This is a genomic window from Streptomyces sp. BPTC-684, assembly GCF_030028635.1.
Taxonomy (GTDB): domain Bacteria; phylum Actinomycetota; class Actinomycetes; order Streptomycetales; family Streptomycetaceae; genus Streptomyces; species Streptomyces noboritoensis.
On sequence record NZ_CP124863.1, the window covers coordinates 159,328 to 175,679 of the forward strand.

Consider the following 16,352-nt stretch of genomic DNA (forward strand, 5'->3'; position numbering starts at 1 on the left):
GTCACCAACCCGACGCCGTGTAGACCACGGACGTGGTCGACGCGTCGCCCCAGGCCAGCTCCCGCAGCAGGGCGAGCGCCCCCTCCTCGCGGTCGATGAGGGACACGCCGCGCCGGGCGTACTCGCGGGCGAGGTGCGGGGTGACCATGCCGCCGTGCACCCCGGACGGCGCCCACGGCCCCCAGTGCACGGTCAGCGCCCGCCGCCCGGTGCGCCGCGCCCACCGCTCGCCGAGGCCCGCGAGCGCGTCGTTGGCGGCGGCGTAGTCGCTCTGCCCCCGATTGCCGAGCACGGCGGAGACGCTGCCGAACAGCACGGCCGTCCCGGGGCCGTGGGGCAGCTGGGACGCGGCGTCGAGCAGCGCGCGGGCGCCGTCCGCCTTCGTCGCGTACACCCGCCGGAACGACTCGGGGTCCTTCTCCTCGATGAGCCGGTCCTCGATCACGCCCGCCGCGTACACCACCACGTCGATGCGCCCGTGCTCCGCCTGGATCTCCTTGACGGCCTGCGCCACGGCCCCGCCGTCGCACATGTCGGCGACGCGGTACGCGGCGGGGCTGCCGAGGCGCCCCAACCGGTCCAGGGTGTGGGTGACTTCACGGCCCGCGAGGACGTTCCTGACCTCGCGCTCGATCGCGGCGGGGGCGAGCTCGCCCCGGGCGGCGAGCAGCGTCCGCAGCGCGGCCGCGTCGGCGGCGCCCGCGAGCTCCGGGTCCTCGGGCCCGGCGGGCAGCGGGGTCCTGCCGAGGAGCTCGATCCGGCAGTGGGAGGCCGCCGCGAGCGCCAGGGCGAAGTCGGCGGTGATCCCGCGCGCGCCTCCGGCGAGCACGACGACGGAGTCCCGGTCGAGCCCGAGCGCCGCCGCTTCGGCGGCCCCGTCCCCGGCGGGCCCGGCGCCGGTCCGCGCCAGACCGCCTAGGGCGCGCTCCACCAGCGCGTACCCGTACCGCCCGGCGTCGGTGCGCACCACGACGGGGGCGCGGTCCTCGGCGTACAGCTCGGCCAGCAGGAAGTCGGCCCGCCGCGCGGCCGTGGCCGCCGGGTCCAGGTCGACGACGCGGGCGGCGACGTCGCCGTACTCCCGCCCGATGGTCCGGAACAGCCCGTGCAGCCCCGCCCCCGCGTCCTCTCCGGCGCCGGGCGCGGTCCTGCCGCAGATCAGCCACCTGGGTTCGAGACGCAGTGCGGCCCGGAAGACCTCGAAGGCTCCGGGGAGCAGCGCCCCGCCGCCGTCGGAGGGGGCCGCGGGGACGACGGCCCCCAGGTGGAAGACCCCGTCGAGGGGGCCGTCGGCCGGGTCGAGCCGCCGGTCCGTGTCGTACGCGACGGCCTCCGCACCCCGGTCCCTCAGCCGGGCCGCCAGCTCCTCGGCGGTCGCACCGCCCCCGAGCAGGGCGAAGCGCCTGCCGTTGAGGTCGGCGTCCGGTGGTGCGGCGGGCACGTCGAGGGGCATCTCCTCAAGGAGGAAGCGGTGCGGGGCGACGCCGTGGACGGGCTCGGGTTCGGCGATCGGGGGCTCGGACTCGGGCGCGGCCGGGGTCTCGTGCCCGGTGATCCACTCCGTGATCGCGGCGACCGTCCGGGCCCGGGACAGCTCCTCCATCTCCGCGTCGTCGAAGGTGCGGGTCCCCGCGAGGTGGCGGGCCAGTTCACCGACGATCTCGGTGCGCTTGATGGAGTCGATGCTCAGGTCCGCTTCGAGGTCCAGATCGGGTTCGATCATGTCGGCCGGATAGCCGGTGCGCTCGCTGATGACGGTGAGCACGGCCTGCTCGATGTCGACGACGACCGGACGTGGCGTCTCCTCGACCACGGCCGGGGGCACGGCCTGCGGAGCGGCGTCCGTACGAGGAGGGACCGGTGGTGGGGATGCGACACCGCCCGTCGCCCCCAAGTGCGTGAGCAGGACGTCTCGTTGGGCCGCGACCAACTCGCGCGTCGTGCGCAGGAAGTCCGCGATGAGTTCGTGCTGGGAGGGGCTGTCGCGCGTCATCGTGTTCGTCTCCAGACTGACCCGTCGGGCCGGTTGCAGGGCTCCGGGCAGCAGGTCGCCGGAGCGGGTGCGGACCAGGTGGCCGTCCACGGTCCAGCCGGGCGGCTCCGGCCGCGCCGTCACCGCGCCCCGGCCGTGGAGGAGCCGCCCGGCGCGTACCGGCACACCCGCGACCGCCAGCCGCGCCAGCGACTCCAGCAGGCCGCGCAGCCCGGCGCCGGGGCGGGGCTCGCAGGCGACCGCCAGGTGCGGCCGGTCGCCCAGGATCTGGCCGACGAGGCCGGTCAGCACCGTGCCCGGGCCCGCCTCGACGAAGACCCGCGCCCCCGCCGCGTACATCGCCTCGACCTGCTCGGCGAAGCGCACCGGGGACCCGATCTGCGCGGCCAGTTCGGCGCGTACGCCAGCGGGCCGGGCCGGATAGGCGGCGGCCGTCCGGTTGCTCCAGACCGGGAACTCCGGCGCCCTGACCGGGTGCCGGGCCAGGGCCGGGGCGAACCGTTCGCCCGCGCCCGCGACCAGCGGGCTGTGGAAGGCGCAGGCGACCGGGATGCGCCGCACGCCGTGTCCCGCGCCCCGGAGGTGCTCCATCGCCTCGTCCACCAGGGCGGTGGGGCCGGAGACGATGGTCTGGCGGGGGCCGTTGTGGTTGGCGGCCACGACCCGGCCGGTCAGCCCCGCCCCGGCGAGGACGCGCTCCACGTCGGCGGGGGCGGCCGCGACCGCCGCCATGGTGCCGGGGTCCTCCCCGAGCGAGTCCAGGATCGACTCGGCCCGGCGGGCGCTGAGGTCGAGCAGCGCGTCGGGGGTGAGGGCTCCGGCGGCGGCCAGTGCCACCAGTTCCCCGTAGGAGTGCCCGCCCGCCATGTCGGGCCGTACGCCTGCCCATTCCAGTACATGACTCACCGTCAGCCCGACGATACCCAGGGCTGGTTGGGCCATTCGCGTGTCCTTCAATGCCTCCTGCTGGCGGTCGGCCGCACCCTGGTCGAAGGCCTTCGGCGGATAGAGCGCATGGGCGTACGCCCCGCCCTGCCGCACCAGGTGCGCGGCCTCCGGGAACGCGACGAGCAGCTCGGCGAGCATGCCGGGGCGCTGGCTGCCCTGACCGGGGAAGAGGAAGGCGACCTTCGGGTCGGCTCCGAGGTCACCGGACCCGGGCCGGTCACTCGCAAGCCCGCCGGACCCGGCCCCGTCGGCCAGATACACCCCCCGCCCCCGCTCCCCGTCCCCCGCCTTCCGCAGGAGCCCGCGCAGTTCGTCCACGCTCTCCGCGACGACCGCGATCCGCACCGGGCCCGGCCGCGTCTCGGCTCGCCGGGCCGCCACCAGGGCGGCGTCCCGCAGCCGAAACCCCGCGCCCAGCTCGCCCAGCAGCCACTCCGCCTCCCGTCCGGCCGCCGCCGTGTCGGCGCCCCGGAACAGGAACAGTTCGACGGGCCACTCCTCGTACCCCTGGGCCGGTGGCGCGTCCGCGTCGTGGGCGGTGAGCACCGCGTGGAAGTTGGTGCCGCCGAAGCCGAACGCGCTGACCCCGGCGATCCGTTCGGCCACCGGGGCCGCCCACGGCCGGGCCTCGGCGTGGAAGGCGAACGGGCTGGTGGCGGGGTCCCAGGCCGCGTTCGGCTCCTGGAGGTGGAGCGTGGGCGGGGTGATGCCGGTGTGCAGGGCCATCGCCGCCTTGATCAGACCCGCCAGGCCCGCCGCGCACTTGGTGTGGCCCAGCTGGGACTTGACCGAGCCGAGGGCGCAGCCGCCCGGGGCCGCGCCCGACTCGGTGAACACGGCGGTCAGTGTGGCCAGTTCGGTGCGGTCGCCGACCACGGTCCCGGTGCCGTGCGCCTCGACCAGGCCGACGCGGGCGGGTGAGATCCCGGCCGCCCGGTAGGCCCGTTCCAGCGCGGCCCGCTGGCCCTCGGGCCGGGGCGCGGTGAGCCCGAGGGAGCGGCCGTCGCTCGCGCTGCCGATGCCCTTGACCACGGCGTAGACGCGGTCGCCGTCCCGCTCGGCGTCGGCCAGTCGCTTCAGCGCGACGCAGGCCACGCCCTCGCCGAGCACGGTGCCGTCGGCGCAGGAGTCGAACGTACGGGAGCGGCCGGTCGGGGAGAGGGCGCGCACCGACGAGAACAGCAGGTAGTCGTTGATGCCGTTGTGCAGGTCGGCGCCGCCGCAGAGCACCATCTCGCTGGTGCCGGAGGCGAGTTCCTTGCAGGCCACGTCGAGCGCGGCGAGCGAGGAGGCGCAGGCCGCGTCGACCGTGTAGTTGGCGCCGCCGAGGTCGAGGCGGTTGGCGATCCGGCCCGCGATGACGTTGGCGAGCATGCCGGGGAAGGAGTCCTCGGTGAGCTTCGGCAACTGCTCCTCGACGGCGGGCGGCACCTCCCCCAGATAGGCGGGCAGGACCGTGCGCAAGGTGGTCGCGCCGGACAGGTCGCTGCCGGACTCGGCCCCGAACACCACGGACGTACGGGAGCGGTCGAAGGGCCGGTCGCCGTACCCGGCGTCCTCCAGCGCCCGCCGGGCCGCTTCGAGGGCGAGCAGTTGTACGGGTTCGATGCTGCCGAGCGAGGCGGGCGGGATGCCGTACGCGAACGGGTCGAAGGGGATCGGCGGCAGGAAGCCTCCCCACCGCGACGCGGTCGTACCGGCGCGCTCGCCCGTGGCGTCGTGGTAGATCTCCGGGTCCCAGCGGTCGGCGGGGACTTCGGTGACCGCGTCGACGCCGCCGACGACGTTCGCCCAGTACGTCGCCAGATCGGGGGCCTGCGGAAACATGCAGGCCATGCCCACGACAGCGATGTCGAGCGGCTGCGCGGCAGGATCCTCGACGACGTCGTCGGCCGCGCCGAGGGCTTCGCGCAGTTCGGCCGCGCGCCGCTCGGCGAAGGCGGCGGCGCCCCGGCTCACGGCGTCGTGCAGCGCGCCGACGGTCGTGGCCGCCGAGCGCAGCACGGCCACCTCCCCGGCCATGAACATCCCGGCGTCCAGCTGGCGTTGCTCGGAGACGGGCCGCAGCTCGCCGCCCTCGCGCTCGACGCCCTTGCTGGCGATCCGCAGCCGCCCGATGTTCAGCCGCTCCAGCTCCTCCCACGCCTGACGGTCGGGGGTGCCGTCGGCGTGCAGGCGCGCGCGGGCGGCCGCGTAGTGGGCGGTGTACGGGCTGGCGACGCAGCGGGTGGCGTGGCCCGGGGCGCTCTCCAGGAGCGCGGTGGCCCCGGCGGCGATCACCTGGCGCTGGAACACCGGCTGGATCGCGCCGGATTCGACCGCCTCGGCCGTGAAGAGGTACGCCGTACCCATCAGGACGCCGACCGCGACGCCGCGCGCGGCGAGCGGGGCGGTGAGCGCGGCGGCCATGGCCGAGGAGCGCTCGTCGTGGATGCCGCCCGCGAGCAGCACCTGGAAGTCGCCCGCGGTGCCGGGCGCGCGCGCCACGTACTCCTCGACCACCGCCAACTGCGCTTCCCAGAGCGGAAAGCTGTTGCGCGGTCCGACGTGTCCGCCGCATTCGGCGCCTTCGAAGACAAACTTACGCATGCCCATGTCAATGAACTGTTCGAGCAGCGTGGCCGAGGGCACGTGCAGGAACGTCTTGATTCCGGCCGCCTCCAGGTCGGCCGCCTGGGACGGCCGCCCCCCGGCGATGATCGCGTGCGTGGGCCGGACGGCTCGTACGGCCGCGAGCTGTTCCGCCCTGATGCGGCTGTCGGCGAAGCCGAGGATGCCCACGCCCCAGGGCCGTTCACCCAGTTCGCCGCGGGTCCGTTCGAGGAGGGCGCGGCTCTGTTCGCCGTCGGACAGGGCGAGCGCCAGCATCGGCAGCGCCCCTTCGCGCGCCACGGCCGCCGCGAAGCCCGCCCGGTCGCTGACCCGGGTCATCGGTCCCTGCACGACCGGCAGCCGGGTGCCGAGCGCGTCCGCCATCGCGGAACCCGCCGCCAGGGTCCGCGCCACGGCCGGGTCGCCCACTGCGGCCGCGATCGCCTCGCGCACCCCGCGTACGGCACCGGCCACGGTGCCCCACCGCTCGGCGAACCGGGCGGCGAGGAACCCGTCCTGGCCGACGGGGAGTTGGAGGCCCGTGCGGGCGTTCCGCAGCGCCCGGACGCCGTCGACGACGCTCGTCCCGGACCCGTCCGCCGTGCGCAGCGCGGCCGCCGCCTCGTCGGCGATCCCGGACTCGGCGAGCAGGGCCAGCTGGGTGTCGAGGACGACCCCGGCCGCGCCGCCGACCACGGCGGCCGCCGCCGTACGCGGGCCGATGCCCCCGCAGGCCCACACGGGCAGGTCGTACGCCGGGTCGGCGAGCAGCGCCTGGAGGAGGACGAAGGTGCTGAGGTCGCCACCGCGACCGCCGCACTCGCTGCCGCGCGCCACGAGCCCGTACGCGCCGTCCGCGGCGGCCCGGCGCGCCTCGTCCCGGTCCCCGACCTCCGCCAATACCCTGCATTCGTCGGCCAGTTGGCTGATTTTCCAGTCGGCGTCGGCGGCGAGCAGCACCACGGGCGGGAGGGCGCCGCCGCACTCCTCGGCCACCTCCTCGGGCGTCAGGGCACAGGACGGCCCGACCCGGACGCCGAAGGCGTCCGCCGTCCAGCGCCGTACGCGGGCGAGCGCCTCTCTGGCGCGGCGGTCGCCCGCCCCGAGATCCAGCACTCCGAGTCCGCCGGCCCGGCGGACCGCGGCGACCGGACGCGGGTCGGGCAGGCCCAACGGGCTCAATCCGATGACAAGTTCAGGGTTCGGCGCTACGGGCGTCATGAACACTCCGAATCAGACCGATGGAGCTGCGAGGGGGGTGGCGGCAGCGGTGAGCTCCGCAGGCTCGGGGGCGGCGGGCCCGCCGGACGGCCGGGGGGTGGGCCGCCCTGCGGCGCCGGGCCGCTCGTGGAGCTCGTACCACTGCCGGGAGGTGCGCTGATACGGGGACTTGTACGGGTGTCGGTACTCGTACCGCTGCCGGGACTTGCGGTGGGGCGGGGTCGCGTGGTGGGGCGGGGACTCTCGACGGCGCCGCCCGACGGGGAGGACCGGGGCGAGCGTGGTGCCTTGCGGGTCGACGCGGCCGGCTGCCGCTCGGCCGGGGCCGACCTTACCGATCGCGGGGAGCGGCTGCCAGGGCGCCTCGCGCCCCGCCGCACCGTCCCCGGCCGTCCCGGCTTCCCCATGGACTCCCCACCTTCCCTGGCGTTCCGTCATATCTGACACACCGTCATATTGCAATCGCGCCCGAGCGGCCGATGGCGGCGCGGGATCACCCGGCGAGACCGGCGCCCGATACGGATCATTCCTCACCGCTTCCGGAATTTCATTTCTTCTTTGTATTTATTTCATTTCCATTCCGGGATTTGTCACGCCGGTGAGCATGTGTACGGCGGAGACAAGAAAGGGCACGGCCGCACTCACCGCGGTGACAAGAAACAGGAGCCACCGGGGCCTCCGCCACCCTTGCATATCCCGTGCCTTGACCGTCCCCCTACTCGCAAGTAGTTTACGCATCCGAAACGCGGAACTTTCCGCCCTTCACCTAGCCTCACGCCCTTTCGCGGGCGAGTGTTCGCGCCAGTTCCGCACTGTCCGTACAACACACAAGAGGTAGCTCATGGGAGCTCAGCAGAGAAAGTCCGGGACGAGATCCGTCCTGGCCGTCGCCGCCGCCGGCGGTGTCGTCGCGGCGCTGCTCGGATTCGCGGGCGCCGGAACCGCGCAGGCGGCCCCGGCGAAGCTCGTCCAGCAGTACGACTGCGTATTTCCGCTGATCGGCAGCGACCCGATCGAGGCGACCATCACGGCCGAGATACCGACCGAGATCGAAGTGGGCACGGCGTCGCCCGCCTTCGCGGTCAACACGGCCACGAAGGTGAGTTCACGGGCGGCACAAGGGCTCGGACTGGTCGGCGGAAAGACGCTGGAGGGCAAGGCGACGGCGACCGTCACGGTATACACGCCGGACGGGCCGCTCTCCGGAATCGGCGTCGAGAACACGGTCGAGAAGACCAACATCCCCAGCCCGCCGGCCGACTTCACGGTCAACGCCAAGGGCAACGCGCCCTCGCTCACCTTCAACACGGTGGGCGACGCACGCATCGAGGTGAACGGGATCGGTCTGCACGACATGATCGTGCGCGACGCCAACGGCAAGCCGATCCAACTGGTCACGGGCAAGGACACGTTCGACGCCCCGTGCACGCTGAAGTCGACGGACAAGGTCCTCGCGAGCTTCAAGATCGTGCCGAAGAACCCCACGAACCCCACGAATCCCACGAACCCGACTGACCCGACCAACCCAACGAATCCCACCAACCCTACGAACCCGACCAACCCTACGAACCCGACCAACCCGACTAGCCCCACCAACCCCACCGCCCCCTCCGGTTCCACCGCTCAGCAGAACCTGAGCACCCAGGTGAAGGCCGCGGCCGGCACGCTCTCCATGAGCCAGCCCGGTGACAGCGTGGCCCTCTCCGCCGTGAACCAGGGCCTGGGCGGCGTCTCCAGCGGCAATCTCCAGACCGTCACCGTCAAGGACGGCCGCAACGGCGCCACCGGCTGGTCGCTGACCGGCAAGGTCACCGACTTCACCGGTACGGCCGGTGCGATCGGCGCGGACAAGCTCAGCTGGAAGCCCGCGTGCGCGACGTCCCCCGGCTCCAAGAGCAACTGCGTGGCAGGGACCGAGGGCCCCGTCGGAACCGTCGGCGCCACCCTGGCCGGGGCACCCGACGCGGCCGCCACCGGCGGCCAGTTCACCGTGGACAGCGCACTGTCCCTCAACATCCCCGCGACGACCGCCGCGGGCGACTACAAGGCCGTACTCACGCTCACCCTGACGTGAGTCGCGCCTCCCCCGGGCCGGTCGCACCCCGCGACCGGCCCGCTTCCGTCCCCACGAGCTCCCAGGGGGGAACCCGTATGAGCAAGCGCAGCACTTCGCGGCGGCGGGCGCCGCTCCTCGCCGTCCTCGGGCTGCTCGCGGCGGTCGCCGCGCTGCCCGCGCTTCCCGCGCAGGCCGCCGACAACGGCCGCTGGTCGGTCTTCCCGGTGCACCAGGGCGCGCCGAACACACCGACCCGGGCGTACTTCCGGATGACCGCCGACCGGGGCGCGACCGTGCGCGACAAGGTGACCGTGAAGAACCTCGACGCCCGGACGGCGACCTTCCAGTTGTACGGAACGGACGGCTACAACACGCCGCGCGACGGCGGTTTCGCCGTGCGGAACAAGGGCGAGCGGATGACCGGCGTCGGAGCCTGGACGCGGCTTGACCGCACCGAGGTGACCGTTCCCGGCGGCGGCGAGGTCACCGTCCCGTTCACGCTCACCGTGCCGAAGGGCGCCGAGCCGGGCGACCATCCGGGGGCGATCGTCGCCCTCGACACCCATCTGGGCCGCGCCGACGGCAACGGGGTCGCGGTCCAGCAGGCCGTCGGGGCCCGTGTCTATCTGAAGGTGAACGGCGCCCGCGTGCAGGGGCTGCGCATCGACGACGTGAGGTTCCGTTACACCGCGCCGCTCGTGCCGGGGGCGAAACGTGCCGCGACCATCTCGTACGCGCTGGTCAACAGCGGCAACGTGATGCTTTCGCCGCAGGTGACGCTGCGGGCGAAAGGGGTGTTCGGGCACACCTCCTTCGAGCCCCCGGGGCGGCGGCTGCCCGCCGAACTGCTGCCGGGCCAGCGCGTCGAGGTGACCCAGAAGTGGGTCGGGCCGCCGCTCGTGGACTGGGGGAACGTGGAGGTGACCGCCAGCGACACGGCGGGCAACCTGGTCGAGAGCGCCGAGGTCGGCTACGCCACGGTGAACTGGACGGTCGTCGCCCTCGCCGGACTCGTCCTGGCCGGTGGGGTGGTGTGGCTGGTGCTGCGCCGCCGGGCGGCCGGGCGGACCGGGCAGGTCGTCGGGTGACTTCGGCCGTACGCGTACGGCTCATGCGGTGTCGTCGTCTTACGCGGTCCCGTCGTCGCCCTCGCCCCGGATGCGGCGCGGCGCGTAGTGGAGGGCGGCGATGCCCGCCGCGCCGAGCACTCCGGCGCCGGTGAGCAGCCAGCCCGCGGCGGCGGCGCCGGTGCCCGCGAGGCTGCCGCCGCCGCCGGAGCCGGGGCCGTTGACGTGGGTGACGAGGTCGGTGTTGCCGGAGGCGCCGGTCGAGGTGCCGCCGGTCGTGCCGGGCGGCGGGGCGGACGAGCCGGGGCCGGGGGTTCCGGTGGGGCCGGGGGTGCCGCCGGGGCCCGTCGGGCTCGGGCCGGTCGGGGATGGCCCCGTCGGCCCCGGCCCGGCCGTCGCGGAGCCGGTCGGCGAGGGGCCGGAGGGGGTCGGGCCGGTGGGGGTCGGGCCCGTCGGGTCGGCGCCGGTGATGGTGAACCGGTGGAGCGTCTTGTTCTGGTCGGCGGGCTTGAGCGCGCAGGGTGCCTCGAACACGTCGCCATAGGGCGGAAGTTGGACGACCTTGCCCGCCGCATCCCGGGCCGTCAGCTTCAGCGTGAGGGCGTTGACGTCAATAGTGGCCGCGCCGGGTCTGCGGAAGGAGAGCGACGGGGCCGCGCCGGACGCCTTGACGTCGAAATCCCTGGCGGGACTGGGCACATCGGCCTTCGCCACGGTGGTGTCGAGGCCCACGTCGAGCTGATCGCCGCCCGGCAGGTTCACCGTGGCGCTCGCCGAGGCGACCCCCTCCACGCTCTTCGCGCCCACGAGCCCGAGGCCCTGCGCCGCCCGCGCGCTCACCGTGGACAGCGCGTCGATCCGTATCGCGCCCGTCTGGGTGTTCACGGGAACCGAGGCGGGCAGTTCGGCGGTGATCGCCACCTTCAGCGGATCCGCCCCGATCAGCGGGAACTTGCACTCGTACGTCTGTGAAAGCCGGGCCTCCACGGCGGCCGCGCTGCCGACCCCGTACGAGAGGAGCGCGCCGCCCGCCAGCGCGAGGGCCGCCGAGCCACCGAGCGCGCATTTCACCCTGGTTCTGCTTTTAGGAACTCCCATACCCCAAGGAAAGTAGTGAGGTCGGGGAGGGCGGTCAACGGTCTTTTCACGCCCGCCGCCAGTACGTCCGAATCACATCCCTATGGCGCGAGGAATGTGCACGGGACGACGAAAAAAGACCGCCCGATTCATCAATGGCTGCCAATTCACAATTTCCTGGCTGTTCGGTACTGAATTTACCCTTGACCCCTACCTTACCGCTCAGTAGTTTCCGATCCGAAACACGATGGTTTCACCACAGCGAGAGGCAGCTCATGGGAATTCAGAGAAAGCGGACCAAGGGAGCGCTGTCCACCCTGGCCGTCACCGCCGCCATCGGCGTGGTCGCCACCACGGTGTCGGTCACCGCCGCCGGCACGGCAGCGGCGGTACCGGCCAAGCTGAAGCAGGAGTACTCCTGCGTCTTCCCCCTGATCAACGCCGACCCGATCAAAATCACCATCACGGCCGACATCCCGGACGAGATCCAGAAGGGCCGGGCGACCCCGGCCTTCGAGATCACGTCCGAGACCCTGGTGAGCTCGCGGGCCGCGCAGGGCCTGGGGCTGGTCGGCGCCAAGACCCTGGAGGGCAAGGCCACCGCCGACGTCACGGTGAACACCCCGTCCGGGCCGCTCTCCGGGATCAAGGTCGAGAACGACGTGGCCAAGGGCAACATCCCCAGCCCGCCCTCCGACTTCACCGTCGTCGCCAAGGGCAACGCGCCCTCGCTGACCTTCGACAAGACCGGTGACGGCAGCATCGACGTCAACAACATCTCGCTGCACGACATGATCGCGCGGGACGCCAACGGCAAGCCGGTCCAACTGGTCACGGGCAAGGACACGTTCGACGCCGCGTGCACCCTGACGTCGACGGACAAGACCCTGCACCGCTTCAAGGTCGTGGACAACAACCCGACGAACCCCACGAGCCCAACCAATCCAACCAACCCAACCAACCCCACGAATCCGACCAACCCTACGAACCCGACCAGCCCCACCAATCCAACGAACCCCACCAACCCAACAAGCCCGACCAACCCAACTAGCCCCACCAATCCCACGAACCCAACGAACCCAACGAACCCAACGAACCCCACCAATCCGACCAACCCCACCAACCCCAACCCGCCCATCCACCTGAGCTACGGCCTCACCGGAAGCTCGACCATCAAGGCCGCGAACGGGACCGCCGCGCTGGCCGGTGGCATCGAGGCCGACTTCGACCTCGCCTCGGGCACGTACAACGCCGATCTGACGCTGAACCCCACCTCGGGCAAGTTCTCGATCCTCGGTTTCCTCCCCGCGACCGCGAAGATCGAGTTCCAGCAGGTGGGCCGGACGAACGGCACGCTCAACACCGCCGGTGACCTCACCGCCAAGTCCAGCATGTACGTGAAGCTCCCCGAGATCGCCGTCTTCGGCATCCCGCTGGGCGGCGGCGCGGACTGCAAGACCGGCACCCCCGCCGACGTCGGCCTCACCTCGGACGGCAGGTTCGACCCGCTCGGCGGCGGCAAGCTCAAGGGCACGTACACCCTGCCGCCCCTCAAGGGCTGCGGCGCGTTCAACGACATCCTCAGTGCCTTCACCTCGGGCCCGGGCAACACGATCACCATGACGCTCGCCAAGAAGGGGTGACCCCTTTCCCTTCCTCCGAGCGTTCCTCCGAGCGGGCCGCCAGACCGGCCTCCGCGCCCCGGGCGTCGGGGGCCGGTCGTCCGCCACCCGCCCCACCGGCACCCGTCCCACCGGTCAGACGCCGCCGCAGTCCGACGACCCGCTCCCCCGCCGCCACCAGGAACCCGGTCGGCAGGAACACCAGGTCGGCCGCGATCATCGAGAGCGAGAAGTACGGCAGCCCGAGCAGCAGCCCGATGCCGATGTGCTCGGCGAACAGCAGCGCGAGCAGGACGTTCTTGACCCGCCGGTCGAGGAGGCTGAACGGGAAGGCGACCTGGACGAGCACGGTTCCGTACGTCAGCGCGAGCACGGTCAGCGCGTGCGAGGAGAGGGCGTGCGAGAGCTCGGGGTACGGTTCCAGCCAGTCGAGCCCGGCCGACCAGTACACGGCGGTGCCGTCCTGCCAGGGCGCGCCCTGGATCTTGTACCAGCCGGCCGACCCGTACAGCAGGCACAGCTGGATCATCATCATCGCCACCGCGCCGTTGTGCAGCAGATGGCCGATCAGCTCCAGGGTGCGGCGCGCTCCCGGACGGCCGCGCAGCCCGCGCCACAGCGCCTGGCCCGCCCAGCAGCCCCACAGCAGCAGCGCCCAGCCGCCGGTGAGCAGCGCGAGCAGCGTCGCCCAGGCGAGGACCAGGCCGCAGACGGACCACAGCACCACGCCCGTGCGGTCGCGCGTGTCCGGGGCGCGCCCGCGCCGGCGCGCGTCCAGTGACCACACCTGGGCGCACCGGGTGAAGACGAGGTAGACGGCGGTGATGCGGAAGATGGTGTCGCCCGCGTTGAGCGCGTTCTCGTTGCGGTGGTCGAGGGAGAGCACGCTGATGAGGAACAGCAGGGAGGTCGTCCGGGTGCGCCAGCCGAGCAGGAGCGCCACCGCGACGGCCGCCGAGAGCACGTAGAAGACCTCGAACCACAGCTCGCCGCTCGACCAGCGCAGCACGCTGAACGCATGGCTCCGGTCGAGCGAGTGCTCCGCGAGCCGCCAGCTCCACGGGGCGTCCGGCCCCCAGATCCGCTCGCGCCGCCAGAACTCGTGGACGAGGAGCAGCAGCCAGACCCCGGCCATGCCGATCCGTACCGCCGCGCTCTGATGGGCCCACACGCGCGCGTCGCACGCCCGCCCGAGCACCCGGTCGAGCCTCGACTCGCCGCTCTCGACGGCTGGTTGTGGCTTCATGACGTACGCCCCTGGGCGAAGTCGTCGGGGCCCACCGGCCACCACGGATAGGTGCGCACCACCGGGGCGGTGCGGGTGGCGCCCGTCTTCCACGGCGGGGGCGGGACGGTGGTGTCGGTGGAGCGGAACTGGATCCGTTCGATGCGCGCGCCGCGCGGGGTGGCGGGCATCCGGGACAGGGCGAGGCGTTTGAGGTACTGCTCGCTGTCGAGGCCGACCGGGCCGACGGGCCGCTGCTGGGCGTCGTGCGAGGCGAGCATCGTGCTCCAGGCGGTGGCGAGTTGCTGGCGGATCCGGCTCGGCAGCGGGTTGCCGCGCAGCTCGGCCAGGTCCTGTGCGGTGAGGTCGCGCCAGGGGCCGGTCCGGGTGGTGCCGTCCGCAGCGCGCAGTTCGACGCGGGCGCCGACCGCCGTCATGGTCCGGGTGATGTCGGGCGCGAAGAGCTGCCAGCTCTGCGAGAACTCGGGCGCCATATAGGAGTTGACGGTGTCACCGATGGCGTCGGTGGCCGCGTTGCGCGGCGCGAGGTGCAGGAAGGTGGCGCCGGTGTGGACGAGCAGGCCCGCGGCGACGGCGGCCGCGGCGGCGACGACGGCCAGCCGCTGCCCCCGCGACAGCTCCCGCAGGCTCTCGTGGCGTTCGGGTTCAGGATCCATCGCCCGGCCCCCGTCCGCCCCCGGCCGCGGTGACGGCCGCGGCGCAGTCCGGGTTGTCGTCGAACGCCTTCCGCAGCTTCGGATCCGCCCGCAGGTCGTCGGCGGGGCCCTTGTACGCGCTCACCGCCTTCAGGGACGAACCCGCCGCGTCCAGCGCCGACTTCAGCGACTTCTGGTCGGTGACCTCGGCCTTGGAGAGCGTGGCGACCGCGTCGCCCACCGACGTACGGGCCTTGTCCAGATGGTCCAGGGCCGTGCCGAAGGCGGCCGCGCCGCCGTCGACCGGCGGCGCCCCGTCCTGCTGCATGTCCGCGCGCAGCGCCCCGAGCCGCTGGGAGAGCGCGGTGAGGAAGGTGACCATCTGCCCCTTGGCCCGCACCGGCTGTGTCTTGTCGACCGTGGGCACCGCGAGCCCGGCCCCGCTGTCCGCCAGGTGCGCGCAGACTCCGCCCGCCCAGTCCACCTCCGGCGGCGGCTGCGCCGAGGAGCCGCACGCGGCGGCCGCCAGGGCGACGGCGGCGAGCAGCACCGCGGTCCGGTTCACCTGTCGAGGAAGCACGGCTCTCACTCCTTGCCCTGGTCGGTCGGGGTGCCGGGGGCGCGCCGGAAGGTGTCGAGGGCGGCGATCCGCCAGGTGCCGTCCTGGCGGACCGCGTCGACCGCGAACATCGCGGCGGCGACGGTGGTGCCGCCGCCCTTGCCGGTGCGGGTGCTGCTCTGGTCGGCGAAGACCAGGACCCGGGCGCGGTCGCCGTCGATGACCTCGACGCCGCTGTCGGTGACGGTGGTGGTCAGCACGAGCTTCTGCTGCGGCCCCTGTTCGCGGACCGGCCCCATCAAGGTCCGGTACTGCGCGACGGCCGCACCGGTGAGCCGGCGCGCGGCCGCCGCCTCGGTCCTGGCCGGGTCGGTGTGGTCGTACGAGAAGATGCCCTGCACGGCCTCGTCGACGACGCCCTTGACCTCGCTGGTACGGGCGGTGTCGGCCAGTGCGGTGTTGCTCCCGGCGGTGTCCCTGTGCCCGCTCTGGACGTACGCGAGGACGGAGAACGCGGCGAGCAGCACGGTCAGGGCGGCGAGCACCAGCGGCCAGGGCGGGAGACTCCTGGCAGGGCGGGCGGACGCGGGTTTCCGGCGGGCGGCGGGTGCGGCGTGGCGGAACGGGGGCGTCCGGCGTTGCTCGGGATCGGTCGGCCGTGGCGCGGGCGGGCGCGCCGCGGCCAGGCGGCGCTGCCGGTTGACGAGGTGGCGGGTGGTCGACATCGCGGGCCTCCGGGTCAGCTGCCGCTGGGGGTGGGCGTACCGCCGGACGGGGTGGCGGTCGGACCGGCCGCGTCGCCGACCGGTGCCTGGCCCAGTCGGCTGAGCTTCCAGCCCGCCGGGGTGCGGGTCAGTTCGCCGAGCATCCGGCTGTCCTTGGTGCTGCTCCTGCGGTCCGCCGCGACGACGGTGATCCGGATCGCGACCATCACCCGTGCCCGGCCCGCCCGTTCGTCGAGTTCGGTGACCGCGCCGGAGAGCACCTTTGCGGTGGTCGTGGTCCCGGCGCTCTCGACCTGCTGCGCGAACTGCTTCCTGCTGTCCTTGAGTTCCTTGAGCAGGTCGCCGGTGGCCGACTCCTCCCAGAGGTCGAGGCCGTGCGCCAGGTCGCCGTGGTCGAGGGTGTTCATGTTCTGCACGCCCTGCTCGCCCGCCTGGAGCACCTCGTCCCTGGTGCGGGCGAACGCGGCCCGCTCGTCGTGCGCGACCGCGTACCAGGATCCGCCCGTCCAGACGGCGAACGCGCAGGCCAGCGCGGCCGCGAGCCCGGTCGCCGCGGTACGTGACGGCCGTCTGCGCACCGTCGGTGTCATCCGTGCCATGGCACCTCCCCT

11 protein-coding genes are annotated in these 16,352 nt (G+C 73.3%); 3 read left to right on the forward strand and 8 right to left on the reverse strand.

The genetic code is table 11. The features are described from left to right. Position 1 precedes the first annotated feature (1 nt). Both QIY60_RS00710 and QIY60_RS00715 read right to left on the reverse strand, forming a co-directional pair. Complete coding sequence (locus QIY60_RS00710; protein ID WP_283140594.1) at positions 2-6,754, reverse strand: type I polyketide synthase; 6,753 nt, start codon at positions 6,752-6,754, stop codon at positions 2-4. A gap of 12 nt (positions 6,755-6,766) precedes the next feature. Then, the gene (locus QIY60_RS00715) at positions 6,767-7,192 is read right to left on the reverse strand and encodes a hypothetical protein (protein ID WP_283146142.1); all 426 of its coding nucleotides are present in this window, start codon (positions 7,190-7,192) and stop codon (positions 6,767-6,769) included. 403 nt (positions 7,193-7,595) lie between these two features. Here QIY60_RS00715 and QIY60_RS00720 point away from each other — a divergent pair, with 403 nt between their 5' ends. Together QIY60_RS00720 and QIY60_RS00725 are read left to right on the forward strand one after the other, a co-directional pair. Next, positions 7,596-8,828, forward strand: coding sequence for a DUF6801 domain-containing protein (locus tag QIY60_RS00720; protein WP_283140595.1), 1,233 nt, complete (start codon positions 7,596-7,598; stop codon positions 8,826-8,828). 77 nt (positions 8,829-8,905) lie between these two features. After that, on the forward strand, positions 8,906-9,898 hold the full coding sequence (locus tag QIY60_RS00725) for a DUF916 domain-containing protein (RefSeq protein ID WP_283140596.1): 993 nt from the start codon (positions 8,906-8,908) through the stop codon (positions 9,896-9,898). A gap of 39 nt (positions 9,899-9,937) precedes the next feature. On the opposite strand, the gene QIY60_RS00730 is transcribed toward QIY60_RS00725, so the two are convergent. Then, positions 9,938-10,948: a DUF6801 domain-containing protein gene (locus tag QIY60_RS00730; RefSeq protein ID WP_283140597.1), complete on the reverse strand. Its 1,011-nt coding sequence runs from the start codon at positions 10,946-10,948 to the stop codon at positions 9,938-9,940. 281 nt (positions 10,949-11,229) lie between these two features. On the opposite strand from QIY60_RS00730, the gene QIY60_RS00735 reads away from it, so the two are divergent. Next, on the forward strand, positions 11,230-12,597 hold the full coding sequence (locus tag QIY60_RS00735; RefSeq protein ID WP_283140598.1) for a DUF6801 domain-containing protein: 1,368 nt from the start codon (positions 11,230-11,232) through the stop codon (positions 12,595-12,597). On the opposite strand, the gene QIY60_RS00740 is transcribed toward QIY60_RS00735, so the two are convergent. Genes QIY60_RS00740 through QIY60_RS00760 form a run of 5 tightly spaced genes read right to left on the reverse strand, consistent with a single transcriptional unit; the run spans position 12,569 to position 16,331 of the window. Beyond that, positions 12,569-13,822 (reverse strand): HTTM domain-containing protein, encoded by a 1,254-nt coding sequence (locus QIY60_RS00740; RefSeq protein WP_283140599.1) that lies wholly within the window; start codon positions 13,820-13,822, stop codon positions 12,569-12,571. The two genes, QIY60_RS00735 and QIY60_RS00740, sit on opposite strands and share 29 nt — an antisense overlap. Then, positions 13,819-14,478, reverse strand: a complete 660-nt coding sequence (locus tag QIY60_RS00745) for a DUF5819 family protein (protein ID WP_283140600.1) — start codon at positions 14,476-14,478, stop codon at positions 13,819-13,821. The genes QIY60_RS00740 and QIY60_RS00745 overlap by 4 nt, the downstream gene beginning before the upstream one ends. Beyond that, positions 14,468-15,037, reverse strand: coding sequence for a hypothetical protein (locus tag QIY60_RS00750; protein ID WP_283140601.1), 570 nt, complete (start codon positions 15,035-15,037; stop codon positions 14,468-14,470). The genes QIY60_RS00745 and QIY60_RS00750 overlap by 11 nt, the downstream gene beginning before the upstream one ends. Before the next feature lie 5 nt (positions 15,038-15,042). Beyond that, positions 15,043-15,741 (reverse strand): nuclear transport factor 2 family protein, encoded by a 699-nt coding sequence (locus tag QIY60_RS00755; protein WP_283140602.1) that lies wholly within the window; start codon positions 15,739-15,741, stop codon positions 15,043-15,045. Between the two features lie 14 nt (positions 15,742-15,755). Continuing rightward, positions 15,756-16,331 (reverse strand): hypothetical protein, encoded by a 576-nt coding sequence (locus tag QIY60_RS00760; protein WP_283145774.1) that lies wholly within the window; start codon positions 16,329-16,331, stop codon positions 15,756-15,758. Positions 16,332-16,352: the final 21 nt, after the last annotated feature.